Annotated in this window: 15 protein-coding genes; 11 read left to right on the forward strand and 4 right to left on the reverse strand. The window is 71.6% G+C overall.

Going from position 1 to position 22,190, the window contains the following annotated elements; translation table 11 throughout:
* The first annotated feature begins 3 nt into the window (after window positions 1–3).
* Window positions 4–747, forward strand: a complete 744-nt coding sequence (locus ACFT9I_RS00745; protein WP_382559593.1) for a helix-turn-helix domain-containing protein — start codon at window positions 4–6, stop codon at window positions 745–747.
* Between the two features lie 64 nt (window positions 748–811).
* Here the strand turns inward: ACFT9I_RS00745 and ACFT9I_RS00750 are convergent, their stop codons facing one another.
* Window positions 812–1,222: an RNHCP domain-containing protein gene (locus ACFT9I_RS00750; RefSeq protein WP_382558956.1), complete on the reverse strand. Its 411-nt coding sequence runs from the start codon at window positions 1,220–1,222 to the stop codon at window positions 812–814.
* Window positions 1,223–1,536: 314 nt separating this feature from the next.
* On the opposite strand from ACFT9I_RS00750, the gene ACFT9I_RS00755 reads away from it, so the two are divergent.
* Entirely contained in the window at window positions 1,537–3,129 is a 1,593-nt protein-coding gene (locus ACFT9I_RS00755) for an MFS transporter (RefSeq protein ID WP_382558958.1), read from the forward strand.
* A 44-nt stretch (window positions 3,130–3,173) separates the two neighbouring features.
* On the opposite strand, the gene ACFT9I_RS00760 is transcribed toward ACFT9I_RS00755, so the two are convergent.
* Both ACFT9I_RS00760 and ACFT9I_RS00765 read right to left on the reverse strand, forming a co-directional pair.
* Complete coding sequence (locus ACFT9I_RS00760; protein WP_382558960.1) at window positions 3,174–5,546, reverse strand: APC family permease; 2,373 nt, start codon at window positions 5,544–5,546, stop codon at window positions 3,174–3,176.
* Window positions 5,547–5,685: 139 nt separating this feature from the next.
* Window positions 5,686–6,108 (reverse strand): hypothetical protein, encoded by a 423-nt coding sequence (locus ACFT9I_RS00765; protein WP_382558962.1) that lies wholly within the window; start codon window positions 6,106–6,108, stop codon window positions 5,686–5,688.
* 327 nt (window positions 6,109–6,435) lie between these two features.
* Between ACFT9I_RS00765 and ACFT9I_RS00770 the strand changes: the two genes are divergently transcribed.
* The 5 genes from ACFT9I_RS00770 (at window position 6,436) to yidD (ending at window position 16,151) form a co-directional block, all read left to right on the forward strand.
* Window positions 6,436–8,085, forward strand: a complete 1,650-nt coding sequence (locus ACFT9I_RS00770) for a hypothetical protein (RefSeq protein WP_382558964.1) — start codon at window positions 6,436–6,438, stop codon at window positions 8,083–8,085.
* A 323-nt stretch (window positions 8,086–8,408) separates the two neighbouring features.
* Window positions 8,409–11,630 (forward strand): NACHT domain-containing protein, encoded by a 3,222-nt coding sequence (locus ACFT9I_RS00775; RefSeq protein WP_382558966.1) that lies wholly within the window; start codon window positions 8,409–8,411, stop codon window positions 11,628–11,630.
* Between the two features lie 253 nt (window positions 11,631–11,883).
* Complete coding sequence (locus ACFT9I_RS00780; protein ID WP_382558968.1) at window positions 11,884–13,950, forward strand: ATP-binding protein; 2,067 nt, start codon at window positions 11,884–11,886, stop codon at window positions 13,948–13,950.
* Between the two features lie 11 nt (window positions 13,951–13,961).
* Window positions 13,962–15,551 carry an ABC transporter substrate-binding protein gene (locus ACFT9I_RS00785; protein WP_382558970.1) on the forward strand — a complete coding sequence of 530 codons (1,590 nt, stop codon included), beginning with the start codon at window positions 13,962–13,964 and terminating at the stop codon, window positions 15,549–15,551.
* A 117-nt stretch (window positions 15,552–15,668) separates the two neighbouring features.
* Window positions 15,669–16,151, forward strand: coding sequence for a membrane protein insertion efficiency factor YidD (gene yidD / locus ACFT9I_RS00790; protein ID WP_382558972.1), 483 nt, complete (start codon window positions 15,669–15,671; stop codon window positions 16,149–16,151).
* A 13-nt stretch (window positions 16,152–16,164) separates the two neighbouring features.
* Here the strand turns inward: yidD and ACFT9I_RS00795 are convergent, their stop codons facing one another.
* Complete coding sequence (locus ACFT9I_RS00795; protein ID WP_382558974.1) at window positions 16,165–17,763, reverse strand: carboxylesterase/lipase family protein; 1,599 nt, start codon at window positions 17,761–17,763, stop codon at window positions 16,165–16,167.
* A gap of 145 nt (window positions 17,764–17,908) precedes the next feature.
* Here ACFT9I_RS00795 and ACFT9I_RS00800 point away from each other — a divergent pair, with 145 nt between their 5' ends.
* The 4 genes from ACFT9I_RS00800 to ACFT9I_RS00815 all read left to right on the forward strand — a co-directional run bounded on the left by ACFT9I_RS00800 (window position 17,909) and on the right by ACFT9I_RS00815 (window position 22,183).
* Window positions 17,909–18,469 (forward strand): TetR/AcrR family transcriptional regulator, encoded by a 561-nt coding sequence (locus ACFT9I_RS00800; RefSeq protein WP_382558975.1) that lies wholly within the window; start codon window positions 17,909–17,911, stop codon window positions 18,467–18,469.
* Window positions 18,470–18,675: 206 nt separating this feature from the next.
* A complete protein-coding gene (locus ACFT9I_RS00805) occupies window positions 18,676–19,878 on the forward strand; it encodes a lycopene cyclase family protein (protein ID WP_382558977.1) in 1,203 nt (400 codons plus the stop codon).
* A 50-nt stretch (window positions 19,879–19,928) separates the two neighbouring features.
* A complete protein-coding gene (locus ACFT9I_RS00810; protein WP_382558979.1) occupies window positions 19,929–20,636 on the forward strand; it encodes a class I SAM-dependent methyltransferase in 708 nt (235 codons plus the stop codon).
* Window positions 20,633–22,183, forward strand: a complete 1,551-nt coding sequence (locus tag ACFT9I_RS00815; RefSeq protein ID WP_382558981.1) for an FAD-dependent oxidoreductase — start codon at window positions 20,633–20,635, stop codon at window positions 22,181–22,183. The genes ACFT9I_RS00810 and ACFT9I_RS00815 overlap by 4 nt, the downstream gene beginning before the upstream one ends.
* Window positions 22,184–22,190: the final 7 nt, after the last annotated feature.

Here is a 22,190-nt window from a genome sequence, read left to right on the forward strand (position 1 = left end):
GCGATGCCGGGAGGCAGGCTCACCCAGCAGGAACGCCAGCAGATCGCCCTGGGGCTGGCCGACAGCCTCCCCTACGCCGAGATCGCCCGACGCCTCGACCGCCCGACCTCGACGGTCACACGTGAGGTGATGCGCAACGGCGGCCCCACCGCCTACCGCGCCGACCTGGCCCACCGCGCCACCGAACGCCGCGCCCACCGGCGCGGGACCGCCTCTCCCCAAGGGGCGGAGTCGGCTCCCCAGCCGCACGGCCGCGACGCCGAGGCCGTGGCCGAGTACGAGGAGACGTTCACCACCGTCCTCATGGGTTCGGGCCTGAGCAAGATGCCGGCCCGGGTGCTGACCTGCCTTTTCACCACCGACGCGGGCAGCCTCACCGCGTCCCAACTCGCTCGGCGCCTCCAGGTCAGCCCGGCGTCCATCTCCAAGGCGATCACTTTCCTGGAGAGCCAGAGCCTCGTCCGCCGAGAACGCGACGAACGCCGCCGCGAGCACTACGTCGTCGACAACGAACTCTTCTACCAGGCGACGATCGCCAGCGCCCGAGCCAACGACCAGCTCGTCGAGATCGCCCGCCAGGGCGCCACCATCCTCGGCACCCACACCCCTGCCGCCGGCCGCCTGGAGAACATCGCCCGCTTCCTCGACTTCATCAGCGAAAGCATCACCCGCGCCGCCGAACAGGCCCGCGAAGTCCTGCACACCGGACCCGAGGCACCCTCGAACGAGCCGTCGCGCACCACGTGAAGGAACGTGGCGCGCGACGGCCTGCCGCGAGCGTCGGCCGGACAGGACCTAGGGCGTGTCCGCCCTAGAGGCTGCCCAACCGTTCGAAGGGGAAGGGCGGTTGGGCCAGGGGGCGCACGGCCAGGCGGGTCAGCGGGAGGGCGTTGTCGTCGCCCGCCGTGCGGTTGGCGTGGATCACTCCGCAGTGCGTGCAGCGGTGGACGAGAACCCACTCGCCGTCGCCCCGCACGGAGATGGCGAGCGGTTCCATCCGGGCACCGCAGTCCGCCTGCCGGTCACCGGGGGTGTCGTCGAGATGACGGCTCCACAGGCAGTTGGGACAGTGGTTGCGGTGATCGGTACCGGGCGCGCTCATCGGGACGTCGAGCCCGCACTGCAGACACCGGAAGGACTCGGCGCGCGCTTCGGTGCGCGCCCGCCGTGAGGTGTTGCGGGATCCGGATCCTCTGGTGCGCGACGTGTTGTCACGGGACATGCTGTGTACGACTCCTCGGGTACGCGGGGAAGGACGACCGTTGCCTCACGTCCGTCTCGCGTCGAGGGAGTTCGCCTCGCTCGGCGGCTGCTCCGTTCGGAGTCAGCGCCGTGTTGAACCCACCTCGATCACAAGATCGGTTCCAGCCGGGTCGTACCCATCCGGTGCACACCACCCTTGTCGCGTTTCGCCGGTACGGCGCCATGAAAACCGGCGGCGGGGGTGCGGGGCAACCGATTATCCAGCGCAAGGAAGTCCGATTTGTGATTTTCTGACCGGAATGGTGAGTCGAGGTCCACTGCGAAGGAAGTCCGATGAGTGATCCGTCGATTCCTGACCCGCCGGGCGGAACGGGCAGCGAGAGACCGAACGACTCTCGGACCGAAGCGTCCGGCCCCGCACCGACCGAACCCGACACACACCGCTGGTGGGCCCTGGCCGTCATCGCGACCGCACAGCTCATGGTGGTGCTCGACGCCACGATCGTGAATATCGCGCTTCCCTCCGCGCAGCACGATCTCGGTATCAGCAACGCGAACCGCCAGTGGGTGATCACCGCGTACACCCTGGCCTTCGGCGGGCTCCTGCTGCTCGGCGGCCGGGTCGCCGACCTCGTGGGCCGTAAGCGCACCTTCATCATCGGCCTCATCGGTTTCGCCTGCTCCTCGGCGCTCGGAGGCGCGTCCGCCGGTCAGGAGATGCTCTACCTCTCCCGCGCGCTCCAGGGCACCTTCGCCGCCCTCCTGGCTCCCTCCGCCCTCTCGTTGCTCACCACGACCTTCCCCGCGGGCAAGGAACGCGCCCAGGCGTTCGGGATCTTCAGCGCCATCGCCGGCGGCGGCTCCGCCATCGGCCTGCTCCTGGGCGGCATCCTCACCGAATGGCTCAGTTGGCGCTGGTGTCTTTACGTCAACGTGCCCATCGCCCTGCTCGCCGTCATCGGCGCGCTGACGCTGCTCAAGGACCGGGCGGGAACGAAGGGCGCGCACCTCGACATCCCGGGCGTCCTGCTCGGCTGCCTGGGTCTCGTCGCGATCGTGTACGGGTTCAGCCGGGCCGAGCCGGAGGGGTGGACCTCCACCGAGGTCCTCACCGTGCTGAGCGTCGGCGTCGCACTGCTCGTCGCGTTCACCTGGTGGCAGGGGAGGTCCCCCAGCCCGCTGCTGCCGCTGCACATCATCAAGGAGCGCAACCGCGCAGGCTCGGTCATCGTGATGGCGATGGCGACGATCGGCCTGTTCGGCTCGTTCCTGTTCCTCACGTACTTCCTTCAGAACATCCTCGGCTACTCGCCACTCACCGCCGGCCTCGCCTTCCTCCCGCTGTCCGCCGGGATCATCATCGGCTCGACCCAGATCTCCGCGCGGCTGCTCCCCCTCGTGGCCCCGCGCTTCCTGCTGGTCCCCGGGCTGCTGCTGAGCGCCGGGGGCATGTTCTCGCTGACGTTCCTCGACATCCACTCCACCTACGCGGGACACATCCTGCCCGGCACCCTGCTGCTGGGCTTCGGGCTCGGGCTGACCTTCCTGCCCGTCATCTCGACGGCGACCATGGGGGTCGCCGACCGGGACTCCGGAGTCACCTCCGCGACGGTCAACACCGCGCAGCAGGTGGGCGGTTCCATCGGTACGTCGCTGCTCAACACGATCGCGACCACCGCCACGGCCACGTATCTGACCAGCCATCTCGCAGCGGCGGCGCGCAAGGGCCCGCTGACCCCGGCGGAGCGGAGCATCGTCGTGAACACCGGTACGGTGCACGGCTTCACCGTGGCCATCACCTGGGCGGCGATCATCCTCCTCGCCGCGGCGGTCGTCGGCGCCGTCATGATCAACAGAAAGTCCCCCCGGGCCGGCACGCCGACGCAAGGGGCAGCGGCGGCAGCGCCACCCGGCCACACGGCCTAGGCCACGCGCCACGCGCCACGCGCCACGCGCCACCGTCCCGCCCGTCAGACGTGGAAGGGCACCGTGGTGACGACGACCTTGCGCAGGGGGCGCAGCGCCCGGCGCAGGCGGGCGGCGGTCCGGCTGTGCAGGGCGCTGTAGCGCCGCTGGCACATGACGATCTCCGGGAGGATCACGGTGAGGGTGAGGTCGGGCCGCTGGTGGTGCAGCGCCTCGATGTAGTTGACCAGGGGTGCGATGACGGCGCGGTACGGGGAGACGAGTTCCTGGAGAGGCAGATGGTCGCCCCACAGCCGCCATTGGTCGCGGAAGCGCTCGGCCTCGACGACGCCGGTACTGACGTGGACGACAAGGACGGGCTGCTGGAGCGAGGCGGCGTACGCGAGCGCGCGCATACCGGCGCGGTCGAGCGTTTCGATCAGTACGAGCGTGAAGTGCCGGATCTCCTCCGGCACTTCCTCCGTCTCCTCGGACTGCCCCGGCCCTCCGGTGCGCGCGAACGCCTGCGGGTCCCGGGGGTTGCGCGGGTCACTGGAGCTCTCGACGCCCTGGGGCGGCAGTTCGACGCGAGGGGCGATGGTGCGGCGCGGGAGTTCGATCGAGTGCCGTTGGAGCCGTAGCGCCGCGGCCACGGTGTCGTAGTGGCGCCGGATGTGCGTCGTGACATAGACGAACACCCCGACCGCCACGAGCGCGACCCACGCGCCTTCCGTGAACTTGGTGATGCCCGCCGTGATGAGGACGATCGCGGAGAGTACGCCACCGACGGCGTTGAACAGCAGGCTCTTTCGCCAGTGACGGTCCCTCAGGCGCCACCAGTGGACCACCATTCCCGCCTGCGAGAGGGTGAAGGCGAGGAAGACACCGACCGCGTACAACGGGATGAGGGACGCGGTGCGGCCGTCGAACGCCACGTACACCAGCCCCGCCGCGACCGACAGCAGGATGATGCCGTTGCTGAAGGCGAGACGGTCGCCCATCCGCGCGAAGAGGCGCGGCGCGTGGTCGTCGCGGGCCAGCAGGGACAGGACGCGGGGGAAGTCGTTGAAGGCGGTGTTGGCCGCGAGGAGCAGTACGGCGGCGGTGGCCGCCTGCGTGAAGACGTACATCGGGCCCGAGCCGTAACTGAGGTGCGCGAGCTGGGACAGCACCGTCTCCTGGGAGCGCGGCAGGATCCCGCTGTAGTGGACGATGGCGATGGTGCCCGCGAACAGCACGACGAGGAGTCCGATCATCCAGGTCAGCGTGGTGCGGGCGTTGCGCCACTCGACGGGCTTGAACGCAGGGACAGCGTTCGAGATCGCCTCGATGCCGGTCATCGCTGTCGCGCCGGACGCGAAGGCCCGCATCACGAGGAGGATGCCGAGCCCTTCGGTGGCGTTGATGGGCGGGTTCGGTACCGGGTGGAAGCCCCGGTCGGCCGCGTCGGAGAGGCCGACGGCGATGAGTGCCAGCATCGCGATGACGAAGGCGTACGTCGGCGCGGCGAAGATGGCGCCGGCCTGCCGGATGCCGCGCAGGTTGCAGGCGAGCAGGACGGCGATGGCGGCGATGCCGATCAGTACGGAGGAGGAGGCGAGTGACGGCAGGGCCGAGGTGATCGCGGCGACGCCGGCGGCGATCGACACGGCCACGGTCAGGATGTAGTCGGTCATCAGCCCTGCGGCGGCGATGAGTCCCGGCACACGCCCGAGGTTGTCGCTGGCGACGATGTAGGAGCCGCCGCCGTGCGGATAGGCGCGGATGGTCTGGCGGTACGAGACGCCGATGGCCAGCATCAGGAACGCGATGGTGGCCGCGACGGGGATCGAGTACCGGAGTCCGGCGGTGCCCGCGAGAACGAGGACGGCGAGCATGGCCTCCGGCCCGTACGCGACGGAGGAGAGCGCGTCGGCGGACAGGACGGGCAGGGCGACCAGCTTGCGCATGCGCTCGCGGGCGATGGCCGTGCTCGCCAACGCGGGGCCCAGCAGCAGGCGTCGCAGCCGGTAGACGGATCGGGACCGGTCGACGGGGGCCGGCGGGCCCTCACCGGCCGGTGGACCCTCGCCGACGGATGGGCCCTGACCGGCGGGTGCGCTCTCGCCGGCCGGTGGGCTCTCGCCCGGCGCGCCGGTGGGAGCCGGCGGGTGTGCCGCGGTCTTCGACGACGTCGGGCCGAACGGTGACACCGGGACGACCCGCCCGAAGCGGGCGGGCGTGATCTGGGCGGGTGTGGGGAGGCTCCCCAGATCCGGATCGACGGGCAGCGCGCGCCGCCATACGTCGGGGCCCGCCGACACCCGTCGCCACTCGCGTCCCACGCTGCTCAGCACACGTAGCTGCTGTGCGTCCAGTGCCCGGAGTGGGGTGCTGCCCGGTACCGCCGCGCTCCGCTTGCTCTTGGCGTTCGAGGTCTTACCGTGAGTGCCCGACATGCCGCAAGTGTGGCGGAATGCCTAGCTCAGGGGTGGGAGTGACGCCGGGAGGTTCCGGCGGCCCGCCGTCACGTCACGGCGTGCCGTCGCGCCCGCCGGTACGTGGGCACCCGTCGGTACGCCGGCACCTACCGGTACGTCAGCGCCTGCCGCGCCGGATCCAGTGGCCCCGGCGCTGCCGCCGAAGCGCGGGCGGTGTCGCGTGCGGCGGCCCGTCCGGCGGTGGGGCGGCAGATTGCGCCGGCGCCGGCTGCCCGGACGCTCGGTCGGCGGGGCGCTGGAGTGTGTCGAGGGCGTAGTTCGTGGTGGCGATGCAGTTCACGAGCTGCTCCTCGGTGAACTCCTCCGATCCCGGCACATGCGGGACGAACCCGATCAGGGCCCCCTCGTTCACGATCTCCGCGTCGAGCCCCGCCGCCCCGTCCATGTCCCAGAGCGCCTCGATCCGGTCGTCCAGGACGACCCGGATACCGAACTCGTAGACACCCGCGTGCACCAGATGCGCCATGACGCCGCGGGCGCGAAGCTCCGCGGTCAGACGCTCGGCACGATCCGAGTCCATACGGAGCACCTCTTCACCTACGACGTTCCCGGGCCCGCACCGCCCCGTGGGGGTGTTCGGAAGCCCTCGTCCTTCCTACGGTACCGCTGCCCGAGGCGATACGGCGCGCGCTGCGCGGCGTCCCCCGCGCCCCTCCCCTCGTACGCCGCCGCCCTGCCCGTTCCCACACCTCCGGCGCCCGTATCGGCTCCGTCCGCTGCCCGGTCGGGGGCCCTCTCGTACGGCTGGGCCCGCGAGTGGGCCCAGAGGCCCTGCGGCTGGGCCCGGGAGGCTCCCTACTCTCCAGCCACTCAGGTGAACGAGTCACAGCTTGGACGAGGAGCGCGGATGAACGGCACTCAATACCGTCACACAGCACGCAGGCGTGGTGAGACGGGCCAGGGTGGCGTCGAGTACGTGGCGATGATCGGCGTCGTCGCCGCGATCGTCGCGGCCATCGTGGCGCTGACCGTTCCCAACGACACGGCCGTGGGTCTTCAGGACGCGGTGTGCCGGATCGTCAACGCGGGTGACGGCGGTGAGGGCTGCGACTCCGGCGAGGGTGGCGACGGTGACGGCGACGACGGGGGTGGCGGCGGTGGCGACGGAACGCCCGAGGCCCCGCCGGACGACCCCTTCCAGCCCGCCAAGTGCCTGCTCTCCCAGGATCAGACGAAGGAGACGGTCGTCGTCCAGATCCTCTTCATCAAGCTCAGCAGCTCCGAGCAGATCAAGCTCCAGCAGTGGTCCGACGGCACCGTCACCCTGGAGCGGGTGACCGAGAGCGGAGCCGGGGTCACGGCCAGCATCTCGGCGGGCATCCCCGGTCTGAAGGACTGGGGCGGCAGCGCCTCGCTGAGCGGCAGTTACATGAAGGGCAGCGGCAGCGGCGGCCAGTGGCTGTTCAACGGCAACAAGACCGGCGACCCGCAGAAGGACCTGGAGCTGAACCTGGAGGACGCCAAGCAGTTCACCGAGTATCTGAAGGCCCAGGACGAGTGCAACTCCCGCCCCGCCGGGCCCCGTTCCTCCGAACTCGGGATGATCTGCGGCTACCACGCCAACAAGAAGAAGCCCGACCTGCCACCGGAGAAGGCACCCGACGTCGACATCACCAAGACCAGCACCGAGGTGTCGGGCGGGGTCAGCTTCGGCAAGTCCTTCACGAAGGGCAAGGGCGGCAAGGACAAGGACGGCAAGCCCACCGACCTCGGCAGCATCTCCGGCGAGTTCGGCACCGGCACCATGACCGAGGACGTCGTGGTCATGCGCGCCAACACCGGCCCCGACGCCGGCAAGATCACCTTCGTCTACACCTTCAGCGTCGACGCCAAGGGCGGCGAACTCGCCCAGGGCAAAGCCACCCGCATGCAGCAGGTCGCCGTCACCTACGACGCCAAGACCTTCGACCAGGAAGAAGAGGACGGCAAGGAGCACCGCCCGGAGAAGCTGGTGATCACCACCAGCGAGGAGAACGGCGCGGGCGGCGGCGTCCAGGTCGGGGCCGGTGCCAACGTTCCCGGTACGCCGGTGACCATCGATGTCGGCGGCGGTGGCGGCAACATCAAGTCCCAGATCCACACCGAGTCCGCCGAGGTCGTGCTGGACAACGACGGCGACAGCAAGATGGTCGAGGACTGGCTGCGCGGCCGAGGCGACTTCCCCGCGTCCGACGCCCTCCCCAGCCCGTCGGACGCGGCGGAGGCCCTGGGCAGCGACGCCGGACCGCTGGAGCGCCTGCTCCACGACAAGGGCAAGCTCTCCCGGCTGGACTACAACGCCAACACCGACTGGTGGAACGCCTCGCTCGGCATCGGCTTCGGCATCTCGGCCGGCCAGGTGACGCTCGGCTTCAAACTCTTCGGCATCGACATCACCCACGAGGAGAAGAACCAGACCATCACCGGTACGCCGACGTACGCCACCGGGCCCAAGAGCGGCGGCGCGCGGCCCTGGGTGGAGTGGAAGAAGTGCACCCAGACGAAGCCGATCGCCTAGCAACTGTCCGACCCGGGATCGGCAGGCGGACCATGAACCGTCGCGGGCGCCGGTACCCCCCTCGCACACCGGCCGGCGCCCGCGGCATCCGATGCCCCGGGGCCGGCATGGCGGCCTCGGGGCATCGTCTACGCCCCTTTCCCGCAAAGGGAGTTGGTGCCGGGCGTGCGACGGCGTTCGATCGTCGCGCGACCCGGGTGAGCCCTGACCCGACCGGGGCTCCCGCCGCTAGGCTGAGGAGAGTTACGGGGGTCCACGGGCCTCGCACGGTCGAACCGGCCCCGCACAGGGGCGGTTCGACGCGGGAGAGGAAGGGGGCTGCTGTGGACGGCGGCGTGGTGGGGCTGCGGATCGCGTCCGCGGTGGTCGTACCGGTACTCAAACGGCTGTTACTGCCGGCCGCCAAGGTGCCGGGCGCGGAGTTCGGCGACCGCCCGATCCCGATCCGCCGGATGGTGGCCTTCAACAGGGAACACCGCACTCTCAGCGAGGACGATCTGCACAAGCTCGCCCGCGAGTTGGTGCGCCGCGCCGTCCGGGCGGCCGGTCCGCACGATCCGCCGGTCGGCGCCGACGAGCACGACGCCGTCGGCCAGGCCCTGACCCGCACGCTGCACGCGCTCGGCGATCTCGACATGGACGACGTGCACGCCTTCGGGCTCGGCCCCGAGCGGCTCGCCGCCGAACTGTCCCGCCGCGCCGGCCCCGACACCCGACGGCTCCTCAGCGACGACGCCGCGCGCTTCCACGACCGGCTCCTGGAGACGGCCTGCGTGCATCTCGTACGCCTCTTCAGCCAACAGCCGGGCTTCGCCGCCCGTGCCCAGATCGAGCAGAGCCGCGAACTGCGCGAGCAGAGCGCGAAGTTGGACCGGCTGCTGGACCGGCTGCCCGACATCAGCCGCCAGGACGCCGACTTCGAGGAGGCGTACGCGCGCTATGTCGTCGAGTGCCACGGCCGGCTCACGATCTACGGCGTCGACCTGCGCGAACCGGACGGCCAGGACTGGCCGTTGGAGTCCGCGTATCTGAGCCTGGAGGCCGTGCCGTACCGCGGCGGGACCGATCCGGTCCCCGTGGTGAACGGCGAGGCGGGCGTCGACCGCGACGCGGAGACCGAGCGCGCCGGCGGCCCGGCCGAGGCGCTGCTCGCCAGCCATGAGCGGGTGCTGCTGCGCGGGGTCGCCGGCACCGGCAAGACGACCCTCGTCCAGTGGCTGGCCCTCACGACCGCGCAGCAGGACCGGGTGCCCGGCGGTCTGCCGCAGTTGTACGGGCGCGTGCCGTTCGTGCTGCCGCTGCGCGCGCTGGTGCGCAAGGACGCCGAACTGCCCATGCCCGAGGACTTCCTGCGCTGGATCGGCTGCCCGCTGGTGGGCACCGAGCCCGACGGGTGGGCGGCGCGGGTGCTGCAGCACGGGCGCGGCGTGCTCCTGATCGACGGCGCGGACGAGATCCCCAAGGGCGAGCGGGCCCGTGCCAGGGCCTGGCTCAAGAAGCTGATCGCCGTCTTCCCGGGCAATCTGTGGCTGCTCACCTCCCGCCCCTCGGCCCTCGACCGGCAGTGGCTGGCCCGCGAGGGCTTCCAGGAGTTCACGCTCACCGCGATGCGGCCCGCCGACATGCGGCAGTTCATCCGGCGCTGGCACACGGCGGCCAGGGCCACGGAGGAGCTGGGCGAGTCGCTGACCCAGTCGCTGCGCAGCAGCCCCGAGTTGAGCCGGCTGGCGACCAACCCGCTGATGTGCGCGCTGATGTGCGCCCTGCACCGGGAGCGCCGCGGCTTCCTGCCGCAGGGCCGTTCCTCGCTGTACGAGGCGGCGCTCTCCATGCTTCTGGAGCGGCGTGACCTGGAGCGTGAGGTGTACGGTCGCGGCCACCGCCCTGAGTTGGACCAGAAGTCGGCCACGGAGCCGCTCCAGCGGCTGGCGTACTGGCTGCTGCGCAACGAGCGGACACAACTGGAGCGGGCGGACGCGGTGGACGTGGTGCGCCGGCTTCAGCCGTCCGTACCGCGTCTCGCCGAGGTCGGTACGCCGGAAGAGGCACTGCAGCTCCTGCTGGAGCGCTCGGGCCTGCTGCGCGAGCCCGCCACCGGTGCGGTGAGCTTCATCCACCGCACGTTTCAGGACTTCCTGGGTGCCCGTGCGGTGCTGGAGGAGCGCGACATGGGCATGCTGGTGAACAACGCACACTTGGACCAGTGGGAGGACGTGGTTCAGATGGCCGTCGCACAGGCACGACACCAGGAACGCGCCGACCTGCTGACCCGTCTGCGGGAGCGGGGCGACCGGGAGAAGGACGCGGCGGTGCAGGCGCGGTTGCGACTGCTCGCCCTCGCCTCCCTCGAACAGGCCACGCGTCTGGAGCCGACGGTGCGTGAGGCGATCGAGGACCGGGCGGCGCGGATGCTTCCGCCGCGCAGTCTGCGCGAGGCGAGATCGCTGGCCCAGACGGGCCCGTTGCTGCTCGGTCTGCTGCCCCGGGCGAAGGATCTGGAGGGTGACGAGGAGCTGGCCACCGTCCACGCGATATGCCAGATCGGCGGGGACGCCGCCATTCCCCGGCTGCGCGAGTTCCTGGGGACGAGCCAGTCCGCCGTCCGGGCGCAACTCCTCGACCACTGGGACCGGTTCGACACGCTGGTGTACGCCGAGGAGATCGTCCGGCCGCTCCTGGAGACCGCCCCGGACGAGGTCGTCACGGTGCGCTCGCACGCCGAGCTGGACGCCCTGCGCACCATGTCCGGCTATCAACGCGTCGGGCTGCACGGCGACTTCGGTCCCGAGGAGATCCGTACGTCGCTGAATCCGCGCCGGCTGCGCGAGCTGCGGTTGCACAACACGCTCCAACTGGAGGACCTGGAGCTGCTGTCCGTCTACCCCGAGCTGGAGACGCTGGCGCTCCAGGGATGCCGGAACGTGAAGGATCCGACGCCCCTGACGCGGCTGCCGCACCTCCGGCGGCTGGAACTGCGGGATCTCCCCCAGTTCGAGCCCTTGCTGAAGCTGTCGGACTGCCCTTCGCTGGAAGGGCTGTTGGTGGGGTCGGAGGTGCCGTGGCGCGGGCTGTCCGATCTGCCGCGCGCCGCCTCGCTTCGTCTGCTGTCCCTGCCGCCGGCGGCGGCGCAGCTCGCGGGGATCGTGCACTGCCGGGGGCTTGAGGAGCTGCGGCTCCAGGACGCGAGCGATCGCGTGACGCCCGACGAATGGGGTTCTCTCCTCGGCGAGTTGCCGGAGCTGCGGAGGCTGACCCTGTCGCCGCAGCAGCTCAGCATGCTGCTGTTCGCGCCGCGTACGGAGATCCCGCAGGTCACACATCTGACGGTACGGGCCAGGGCCGGTGCGGCGGTGCCCCTGCGGCGGATCGCCCGGCGGCTGCCGGGACTTGAGGAGATTCATCTGTCCCAGGTCTCGGAGCTGGATCTGGGCTCGCTGGCCGGACTGCGAAGGCTGCGCCTGGTCCGGCTCTCGTACGCGGGTGAGATCCGCGGCGCGGACACGCTCCCCGACAACGTCGAACTCGACATCCATCCGCATCCCTGACGCCGCCGCCGGGGTCCTGACACCGCCGCCGGGGTCGACCTGAGTCGCACGCCCTCCCGAGTCCCACCTGTCACAACCGGGTGACAGAGTGTGGTGCCGACCTGGCGAGGGGGTTTCCCGGCCGGTAAGTTCTTTGATTCCAGGCTTAATTGGTATGGATGCCAGCGGTTGGTGTCTCGGGGAAGCGGTGCCGCCCACCTCCGGGCTCGTGGCTGCCGGTCAGCGACGGACGAAGGGGGCGTGACGCGACCACATGCGCCCGTCCGACACGTCACCGCTCCACGGCCGGGATCCGCTGCTGCGCTCGCTCGTCCCCCGGCTCACCGGTCTGACGTACGACGAGAGGTCCCGTACGCCCAGGGAACTCCACGGCGATCTGCCCGTGGTGCTGGTGACGGGCCGGCACGGCATGGGGCGCAGCGCAGTCCTGGCGGACCTGGCGGCGCACTACCGGGACCGGCTCCCGCTGGCCCACGTCAGAATCGTCCCGACCGAATCGGGAGCGCTGCCGTACGGCCCGGCCCCGGGCACGGCCGCCACCGCGTCGACCCTCGTCGGAATCCTGGCGGAACTGGTGTGCGGTCTCGCTCCCGAGCTGCGGCGTCGTTTCCCGGTCCTGACGCCCGGACTGTTCGCCGTCTCCGGCTGGGAACGGGACAACTCCGAGCAGCGGGACGCGACCTGCCTGCTGCACGCACGGCTGCTGCTGGCGTGCCGGCTCGCCGACGGGGACGAGGACACCCTGCGGCACACCTGGGCCACCGCCGTCGAGGGCCGGCTGGAAGGTCCGCCGACCGACGACGCGGAGCGGGACCGGGAGGCGGTCACCGGCGCTGTGCTGGCCGAGTACACCGAGCGGTACGGGCCGGGCGCGGCCCGCGAGTGGTACGCGCGCCGCTTTCCGCCGGGCGCGGACGGGCAGGATCCGCTGCCGCTGCTCGGGGAGTGGTTCCAACAGGGCGGTGACTACCGGGACTTCGCCGAGCAGAGCCTGATGGCGGCCTTCCTGCACGATGTCGCCGCCTCGTACGGCAGGCTCCAGCGGTGGAACCGGGAGCCCTGGCCGCTCGTGCTGCTCGACGACGCCCATGTGACGGCGGGTCAGGCGTTCCTCGATCTGCTCCTGAAGAACCGGGCGCTGCCCGAACGCCCCGACCACGAGGAGCTGGTCGTCGTGGCCACCCGGCTCGGCGAGCTGCCGGAGGAGGACGACGCCGCGATCCGGCGGGAGCTGCCCGACCTGGTGAAGTCGTCCGGCTGGGAGCGCCGGGGCCGTGCCCCGTCCGCCGGCCTGCTCGCCGTGCCGCTCGCGCCGCTGAGCCGGGACGACATCCTGCCCCTGCTTGTACCGGACCGGCCGGCCAGGCCGCTCCACCCGTATCTGGCCTCCGCCGTACACTCGCTGACCGGCGGGCATCCCGCCGCGACCACCGTGCTGTGCGCGGCCGTCCTCGACGCCACCGGGCGGGGCGCCGCCGTGGAGCCTCGGGGGCTGCTCGAACTGACCATGAAGGACGGCCGCGCGGTCACCGAGGTGCTGCTGGAGCGGCTGCTTCCGGACCGGCGCCAGCGCGACCGGCTGACCCTGCTCTCGCTGGCCCGTGACAGCACGGCGGCGGAGGCGCTGGCGGCCCATCTGCGGTTCCAGGGGCCCGACCAGCTGCCCGCCAACTCGGCCACCGACTACCTCGAAGACCAGCAGTGGCAGCGGCTCACCAGCCCGGACGAGCCGCTGGTCGCCGACACGCTGCTGCAGACGCTGCTCGTGCACGAGGCACGACGCACCTCGCGGGTGGCGGACGCGGGCCGCAACTGGCAGGAGATCCACCAGTTCCTGCGGATACACCACACGCAGCGCGGCGAGAGCGGGGAGGCGGACGCGCTGCGGCACACGCTCGCGGCCGGGAACGCCGAGACGGTCGTCGCCGCGCTGGCCGAGGAGTTCCAGGCCGAGCAGGACGAACAGGCGGCCAGGCACTGGGTGTTGTGCCTGCGGTACGCGGCGACGGCACCCACACCGCCGACGCCGCCCGACGGAGAGTGGATCGACGAACGGACGCAGGTCGCGCTCGGCGCGCACGACGGCCGGTACGCGGAGCTGGACGACATCGAGCGCTGCGTCAACCGGCTGCTGCACGCCCTGTGGCACGTGTCGCAGCCGCACACCGAGCCGGACCCCGACATGTGCAGGGCGGTCGGCGAGGAGCTGGCGTACCTCTCGCCACGGCACCGGTCCTGGCACGCGGTCCTGGGCCAGGCCGCCCGCAGCTGGCCCGTCGCGGCGCGCAAGAAGCGCCCGCTGCCCGTCCCCGGCGAGTGAGGAGGAAGCGCATGCTGGTCCGGCTGCTGCGTCGGCACCCCCGCGAGTGGGGTCCGGTCGACTGGCTCGCCGCCCTCGGCCTGGGGGCGTTGACCGCCGTCGTGATCGCCGTCCTCGTCAACCTCGTACGGGGTCCCGGCCCCTGCGGTGACGACCTGGAGGAGATCGGCGGCGACTGCGTCGGAGTCACCGCGGGCGCGTTCGAGGCGGATCCGGAGATCGCGAGCCTCATCCGGGCGGTGGCTGACGAGAACACCCGGGTGCGCGAGGGCTGGGAGTCGCCGTCGAGCGGGCCCAAGATCCCGTACGTACGGATCGCGTTGATGATGCCCTTCACCGCCGACGAGCACAGCGCGATGACCACGGACATGATCCGCCGGGGACTGGCCGGCGCGCTGGCGGCGCAGCGGCAGGCCAACACCTTCGGCGGGCCGCACTACCAGTTGCTGCTCGCGCCCGACGGCCGGAACCTCGACCAGTGGGAGCCCGTCGTCGACCGGCTCGCCGAGCTGTCCGAGGACAGAAGCGCGCCGCTGGTCGGCGTGACGGGGATCCCGAGCAGTACGCCGGAGACGCGGGACACGATCAAGGCACTCAGCAGGCTCAAGATCCCGACCGTCGGCCCGGTCATCACGTCGGCCGACATGAACGCCCCGTACTTCTTCAAGACGTCGCCGAACAACGACCAGTTCGCCCGCGCGCTCAAGCTCTACCTGGACAGGAACCCGCAGGACCGCAAGGGATTCCTGGTCTGGGACGACCGCGACGAGGACGTCTACTCGACGAATCTGCGCGGCGTCTTCGAGGAGCACTTCGACGACACGTACGACCTGTCGAACCACAGCTCCAATTTCATCGGCTCGTCGGGCATCACGGAGGGGATCCCGCGACGGTTCTCCGACGCCGTACAGAAGATCTGCAACGAGAAGTCCGACACGGTCTTCTTCGCCGGCCGCGACCAGGACCTGCCCGACTTCATCGCGCGCCTCGCCCAGGAGGGCGACTGCGGTCGCACCTCGGAGCTGCGCATCCTCAAGGTCGGCATAGGGCTGGAGCCCACCCTCACCGCGGACGCGCCCGAGCGGTGGCTGGAGGAGGCGCGGGCCAGGATCGTCGACGCGTCGGCCGTCGATCCCGCCTGGTGGAACGAGCAGGCCGAACCGAAGAAGGCGCTCGGCCGATTCCTCGACAACTTCGAGGAACTGAAGAACGATCACAAGCTCGGCCGGGCACCGCTCGACGACGGCTACGCCGTCATGTACCACGACGGCTTCACGCTGCTCGCCGACGCCGTCGACCGCACCTTCACGGAGATCAACGAGAACGAGGACGACAGCCGGACGCGGGGCGGCGTGTATCTCCCCTCGAAGGACGACGTCTACCGCACGCTCGTCATTCCCAGCATCTCCGGCAGCACGTGCACGTCCTGTCTGGTGGGCGCCGCCGGGACGTACGGCTTCACGGGGCCGGACGTGAACGACCAGTGGGCCGTCTGCAAGCCCGTCCCGGTCGTCGAGTTCCCGCCGCGGCCGGGCGGCCCGGACCCGTCGCCCGTCTACCACACGTACCGGGGCGCGACCGCGAACGCCTGCCCGTCGTGACGCCGGGCCCGGGCCCGGGATTGAGCTCGGGCTCGGGCGAATCGGGCACCTCCTGGGGCGAGTTACGGCAGGTCCGGGGCCCACACGTAGGATCCGCCGGGAACGGGGAGGGGCGTGGTGACGACGTCGAGAAGGCCCGATCGGGCCCGTGAACGGCAGGCACGGCAGAGGCGACAGGGGCGTAACAGAAGCGGGGACGACGGGCCGCGCGACAAGGACGACGAGCCTGGCTGTGTCGAGACGTGCCTCGACACCTATGTCGGGTACCGGCAGTGCTGCCCCCAGCTGTGGCTGAGCGCGCTGCCCGCCCTCTTCCTCCCCCTGCTGCGCCGCCCCTCGGCCGGCCCGGACCCGGCGGCGCCTCGGCCCGCCGGGCGGACGGCGGGTGCGATGTACGCCGCCGTCCGCCACTACCGGGCGGAGATCAGCCCGGACCGGCCACCGTGCTGCCCGTACACCCCGAGCTGTTCCACGTACGCGATCAAGGCCCTCCACCGCCACGGCGCGCTGCGCGGCGGGCTCCTGATGCTGGGCCGGCTGCTGCGCTGCCGACCGGGTGCGGTCCGCCGCCGGGGCTTCCGGGATCCGGTCCCGGAGTAGTGAGCCCTTCACCTCACCGCGAGAGGGCGAGTGCGTTCCAGAAGGCGTAGTGGTGGTCGGCCGCGAAGTCGGTCTGCCCGATGCGGCCGGCCGCGAGGCGCTGCACGTACGGGCCGCGGGTGGTGAACTGCTTCCACCCGGGCAACCCCTGCCCGTTCAGCTGACCGGTGCTCGCGAACCGGCTCCAGTAGGCGGTCACCGTGTCCGACAGCCCGGCTTGCGCGGCGTCGAGCGGCTCGAACAGGTCGTTGTCGAACAGGTAGGCCAGGTCGATCATGTGGCCGGTGCCGAGCGAGAAACTCGCCGGCCGCGGCACGCCCTTGAAGTAGGGGGCTCTGTCCTCGGCGAAGTCGTAGGCGTAGACCGGGGTGTAGCGGGCCAGCGCGCGCTGGGTGTCGAGCGCCGCGGTCGACCACTCCGAGTCGGTCAGCACAGCCGACAACGCCGCCCCGGGCGCCGGGTAGTTCGCGACCGGATACTCGGCCAGGACCGCGGGAGCGTCCTTCCCGAACTGCTCGGTGACCTTCTTGGTGTACCCCTCGGCGGTCAGCGGCCTCCCCGTCATGATCTCGTCGAGCCCGGCCGGCCCGCTCATCTCGTCGTGAGTGGAGCCGTGCAGCACCGGTACCCGGGTGAACCGCCCGGCGGCGATTGCCTGTGACGGGGCCTCGGGCAGTGTCTTGCCGTCCACCACGGGCCGGTAGCCGTCGTGCCCGGAGCCTGACGCCTTGTTGAGCTCGGTGGTCGACCGGTGCCGCAGGCAGGAGTCGACGGTGCGCGGATCGTCGCAGCCCGCGGCTTCGGCGACGGCGAGGCCGTTGGTCTCCGCCTGTGTGCGGGTGAATGAGCCGTCCGGTCCGACGCAGCCCGCGCTCTGCACGATCGCCTTGCTGAAGAGACCGCGGGCTCCGGGAGAGACCAACTGGGCGCAGACGCTGTAGCCGCCGCCCGACTGGCCCATGATCGTGACATCGCGGGGGTCGCCGCCGAAGGCGGTGGCGTTGCGCTTGACCCATTTCAGCGCGGCCTGCTGGTCGAGAAGGCCGAGGTTGGCCGGTGCGCGCAGGCCGGGCGCGGCGAGGAAGCCGAACGCGCCGAGCCGGTAGTTGATCGTCACGACCATCGCGCCCTGCTGCGCGGCGGCCAGCTTGGCCGCGCGATAGGTGGCGCCGTCGCCGTAGGTGAAGCTGCCGCCGTGAATCCAGACGATGACCGGGAGCCGTCCCGTCGTCCGCCCCGCCGGAGTCGTGACGTTCAGGTAGAGGCAGTCCTCGCTGCCGCCGCCCTCGATCGAGATGGGCTGGTCGGTCGGCTGCGCGCAGGCGTTCTTCGGGGATCGGGCGTCCAGCGGCGCCGACCAGGGGCGCACCGGCTGCGGCTCCTTCCACCTGCGTTCTCCGGTCGGCGGGGCCGAGTAAGGGATGCCCTGGAACGTGCGCGCCGCACCGGCGACCGCGCCTTGGACCGGGCCCTCGGCGGTCATCACCCGGGTGGGGAGGACGTGGGTGCCGGGGCGCGCGGAGGCGAGGCCGCCCGTGATCACCGGCGCGGCGAGCGTTGCGGAGACGATGGCCGCGCCAAGGAGGGCGAAGCGGGACTTCGTGGTGGTCATCCGGGCTCCTGGGATCGGTGTGCTCTTCGATGCTCGGAACGGTAGCCAGGATTTGGACAGATGCGCAAGACGTTCGTTCGCCTCAGGCGATCGTCTGAGGCGTTCGTCTGGTGCGAACGTGCAGGTCGTTGCTAGGGTCCGCGTCATGGGAAACCGGGAGAAGCTGCTGGAGGCCGCCAGAGAGTGCCTCTTCACGAAGGGCTACGAGCGCACGACGGTCCGCGACCTGGCCTCCGCGGCAGGCGTCAGCATGGCGGCGATCGGCTATCACTTCGGCTCGAAGGAGGCGCTGCTCAACCAGGCCCTCTTCGAGGCGCTCGACTCGGGAGACCAGGCCTTCGGTCCGTCGGCGGACGACGCCGATCTCGGCGCGCTGTGGCGTCGCCTGATCGAGGCGTTCTCGGCCAACAAGACCTTCTGGATGGCCAATCTGGAGACCGTCCTGCGGGCTCAGCGCGATGGGGAACTGCGCGAGCAGGTGGCCGCCGGGTTGCGGCAGGGACGCAGTGGCATGGCGCGAGAGGTCACCGGAATCGCCGAGACCGAGCTTCCCGAAGCGACGATCCGCACCCTCGGCTCGGTGCAACTCGCCCTCGTCAGCGGCCTGATGATGCAGCATCTCACCGACCCCGAGTCCGCACCGACCGCCGACGAGGTGCTGGCGGGCCTGCGGGCACTGGCCGCCCATCTGCCCGAGGAGGCGTGAGGCTCCGGACCGAGGACACGGGACCGCCACGGCACCGTCGGTGGACAGCGGCCCGATCGGCGCACCCGCGTCCGCACCGAAGCGGGCTGCGTCCGCATGTTCGCTGACAGGCACAAGCACATGCCCGAGCTGACGGGCGGCCGTGCCGCCTGCGTCCAAGTCGGGTGCTGATGCGGAATGCTGACGGGACGACGGGAGGAGCGGTGGTGCACGAGACGGACGTGATCGTCGTCGGCGCGGGCGCGGCCGGTCTCTCCCTCGCGTACCGGCTGTGCACCCCTCCCCCCGGCCGTCCGATTCCGGACGTGACTCTGGTCGACGCTCCCGCCGGCCCCCTGAGGCCGCCGGAGCGGACCTGGTGTTTCTGGGAGACCTCCCCCGGCGACTTCGACGGCGCGCTGACCGGCTCGTGGGAGTCGCTGCGCGTACGGGGGCGGGACGGCGCCGCGAGTGTGGGGCGGCCCGCTCCGTACCACTACAAGATGTTGCGGTCCGGCGCCTTCGAGGCGCTGCTGGCCCGGCGGCTCGACGGGCCGGGGGCGCCGCGGCGTGTGGTGGCGCGGATCGACGGGATCAAGGACGTGGCGTCCGGCGCCGAGGTGACGGGCGTCGCCGCCGACGGGAGTCCGCTGGCGCTGCGGGGCCGCTGGGTGTTCGACTCGCGGCCGCCGCGTGCCCTGCCACCCGCGCGGACGACGCTGCTCCAGCATTTCCGTGGCTGGTTCGTCCGGACCGACCGGCCGGTGTTCGACCCCCGGACCGCCGATCTGATGGACTTCCGGACCCCGCAGCCACCGCACGGGCTGTCCTTCGGATACGTCCTGCCGACGAGCGCCCACGAGGCGCTGGTGGAGTACACCGAGTTCTCCCGCGAGGTGCTGGACGACGCGGGCTACGACGCGGCGCTCAGGCACTACGTCCAACAGGTTCTCGGGCTGGGCCCCTTCGAGGTGACCGCGTCCGAGCAGGGCGTCATCCCGATGACCGACGGCCGCTTTCCCCGCCGGGTGGGCCGTTCGGTGTTCCGTATCGGGACCGCCGGTGGTGCCACCCGGCCGTCGACCGGCTACACCTTCGCCGCCGTGCAGCGACAGACGCGCGCGGTCGCCGCCGCGTACCACGCGGGACGGGTGCCCGAGCCGCCGCCCGCCCACTCGGCGCGGGCCAGGGCGATGGACGCCGTTCTGCTGCGGGGGCTGGACAGCGGACGGGTCGACGGTGCCGCGTTCTTCGAGGGGCTGTTCCGGCGCGTACCGATGGAGCGGCTGCTCCGTTTCCTGGACGGCGACACCCGCCCGTACGAGGACTTCGCGATCGGCCTGCGCACCCCGGTCGGTCCGATGCTGCGCACCGTCGCCGAACTGCCGTGGCTGCCGCGACGACCGCCCGAAGACAGACGAGACCGATGAGACCGATGAGATCGATGCCACCGACGAGCCCCGAAGGGAACGGCCGCCAGATGACGCTCCTGCACGACGCGGAACTCTCCGCCGCGTTCGACCATGCCGCACTCAGCTACGACCGGCTGGTCGCCGTCAACCCCGGCTACCACGCGCACCTCCGGCGCTCCGCGCGGCGCCTGCGGCTGCCCCGTGGCGGCGCCGGGCTGCGGCTGCTCGACCTGGGCTGCGGGACGGGCGCGTCGACCGCCGCGCTGCTGGCCGCCGCCCCGCACGCCGAGATCGTCGCGGTGGACGCGTCGGCCGGGATGCTGGAGCGGGCGGCCGCCAAGCCGTGGCCGGCGGGCGTTACGTTCGTCCACGCGCCGGTGGAGCGGCTGGCCGACGCGGGCGTCAGCGGCCCGTTCGACGGGGCCTTCGCCGCGTACCTCTTCCGGAATGTCACCGACCCGGACGGCGCCCTCGCCGTCGCACGGTCCCTGCTCGCGCCCGGCGGCCGGATCGGTGTGCACGAGTACGCGCTCGGTGGCCGCGCCGTGGACCGCGCGGTCTGGACGGCCGTGTGCAAGGGCATCGTCCTCCCCGCCGGGCGGCTCGCCGGTGACGCGGACCTCTACCGTCATCTGTGGCGCAGCGTGGTCGAGTTCGACACGGCGTCGGGCTTCGGCGACCGGTTGCGGCGTGCCGGGTTCGCGGATGTACGGGTGCTGCCGATGCCGGGCTGGCAGACGGGCATCGTGCACACCTTCGTGGGGCGCTCGCGGTGACCGGCCGCACCGCGCCCCGCCGGGGCCGGGACCGCCGCGCCCAGGTCGTCCGAGCCGCGCCGGGGCGGGCGCGGTTCGGCGGCGCCGACGCGCCGGACGTCGCGGTCGTCGGTGGCGGCATCGCGGGCCTCGCCGCCGCCACCGCGCTCGCGGAGCGCGGTGTGCGCGTCACGCTGTACGAGCGTGAACAGGGCCTCGGCGGGCGGCTGGCCGGCTGGCCCGTCACGCTCGCCGACGGTTCGATGGCCACCATGAGCCGGGGCTTCCACGCCTTCTTCCGGCAGTACTACAACCTCCGGGGCCTGCTCCGGCGGGCCGATCCCGGCCTCGGCATGCTCACCGGGCTGCCGGACTACCCGCTACGCCACAGCGCGGGCCTGTACGACAGCTTCGCGCGGGTCCCCCGGACGCCGCCGTGGAGCGCCCTGGGATTCGTCGCGCTCAGCCCCACCTTCGGCTGGCGCGATCTGACCCGGATGGACGCGACGGCCGCGCTGCCCCTCCTCGATGTGCGGGTGCCCGAGGTGTACGAGGAGTTGGACAAGGTCAGCGCCCAGGACTTCCTGTCCGGGATCGGTTTTCCCGAGGCGGCCCGGCATCTGGCGTTCGAGGTGTTCTCCCGCAGCTTCTTCTCCGATCCGGCCGAACTGTCCGCCGCCGAACTGGTGTTGATGTTCCACATCTACTTCCTGGGTTCGAGCGAGGGCCTGCTCTTCGATGTGCCGAACGCCCCCTTCCCCGCCGCCTTGTGGGAGCCGCTGGGCTCGTATCTCACCGGGCACGGGGTCGAGTTGCGTACGGGTACGGCGGTGGACGAGGTGGCGCCGGGTGCCGACGGTGGTCCGACCGTGACGGCGGGCGGGCGCCCACGGCGGTACGACGCGGTGGTGCTCGCGCTGGACAGTGCGGGACTGCGCCAAGTGGTCGCCGACTCGCCCCAGTTGTGCGACGCCGGGTGGCGGACGGGGATCGGACGGCTGCGCAACGCCCCGCCGTTCCTGGTGTCGCGGCTGTGGCTGGACCGTCCGGTGGCCGCCGACCGGCCCGGCTTCCTCGGGACCAGCGGGTTCGGTGGGCTCGACAACGTGAGTGTGCTGGACCGCTGGGAGGGCGAGGCGGCGCGGTGGGCGGCCGGAACGGGCGGCTCGGTGGTCGAGCTGCACGCGTACGCCGTCGCCCCCGGCGTCGAACGGGACCGTCAACAGAGGCTGTTGGTCGAGCAGTTGCACCGGGTGTATCCGGAGACGCGGGACGCGAGGGTGGTCGACGCGCGGCACGAGTGGCGGTCGGACTGTCCGCTGTTCCCGGTGGGCGGTTACGGCGACCGGCCCACCGTACGTACACCGGACCCCGCCGTCGTGGTGGCCGGCGACCTCGTGCGTACGGACCTGCCGGTGGCGCTCATGGAACGCGCCGCGACCACGGGCTTCCTGGCCGCCAACGCGCTGCTGGAGCGGTTGGGCGTACGCGGTCAGACGCTGTGGACCGTGCCCGCCCAGGGACGGTCGGCAGGGCTGCGCGCACTGGTACGGCTGGCCCGGCGGTGACCGGGGC

The sequence above is a fragment of the Streptomyces sp. NPDC057137 genome, from assembly GCF_042670825.1.
GTDB lineage: Bacteria > Actinomycetota > Actinomycetes > Streptomycetales > Streptomycetaceae > Streptomyces.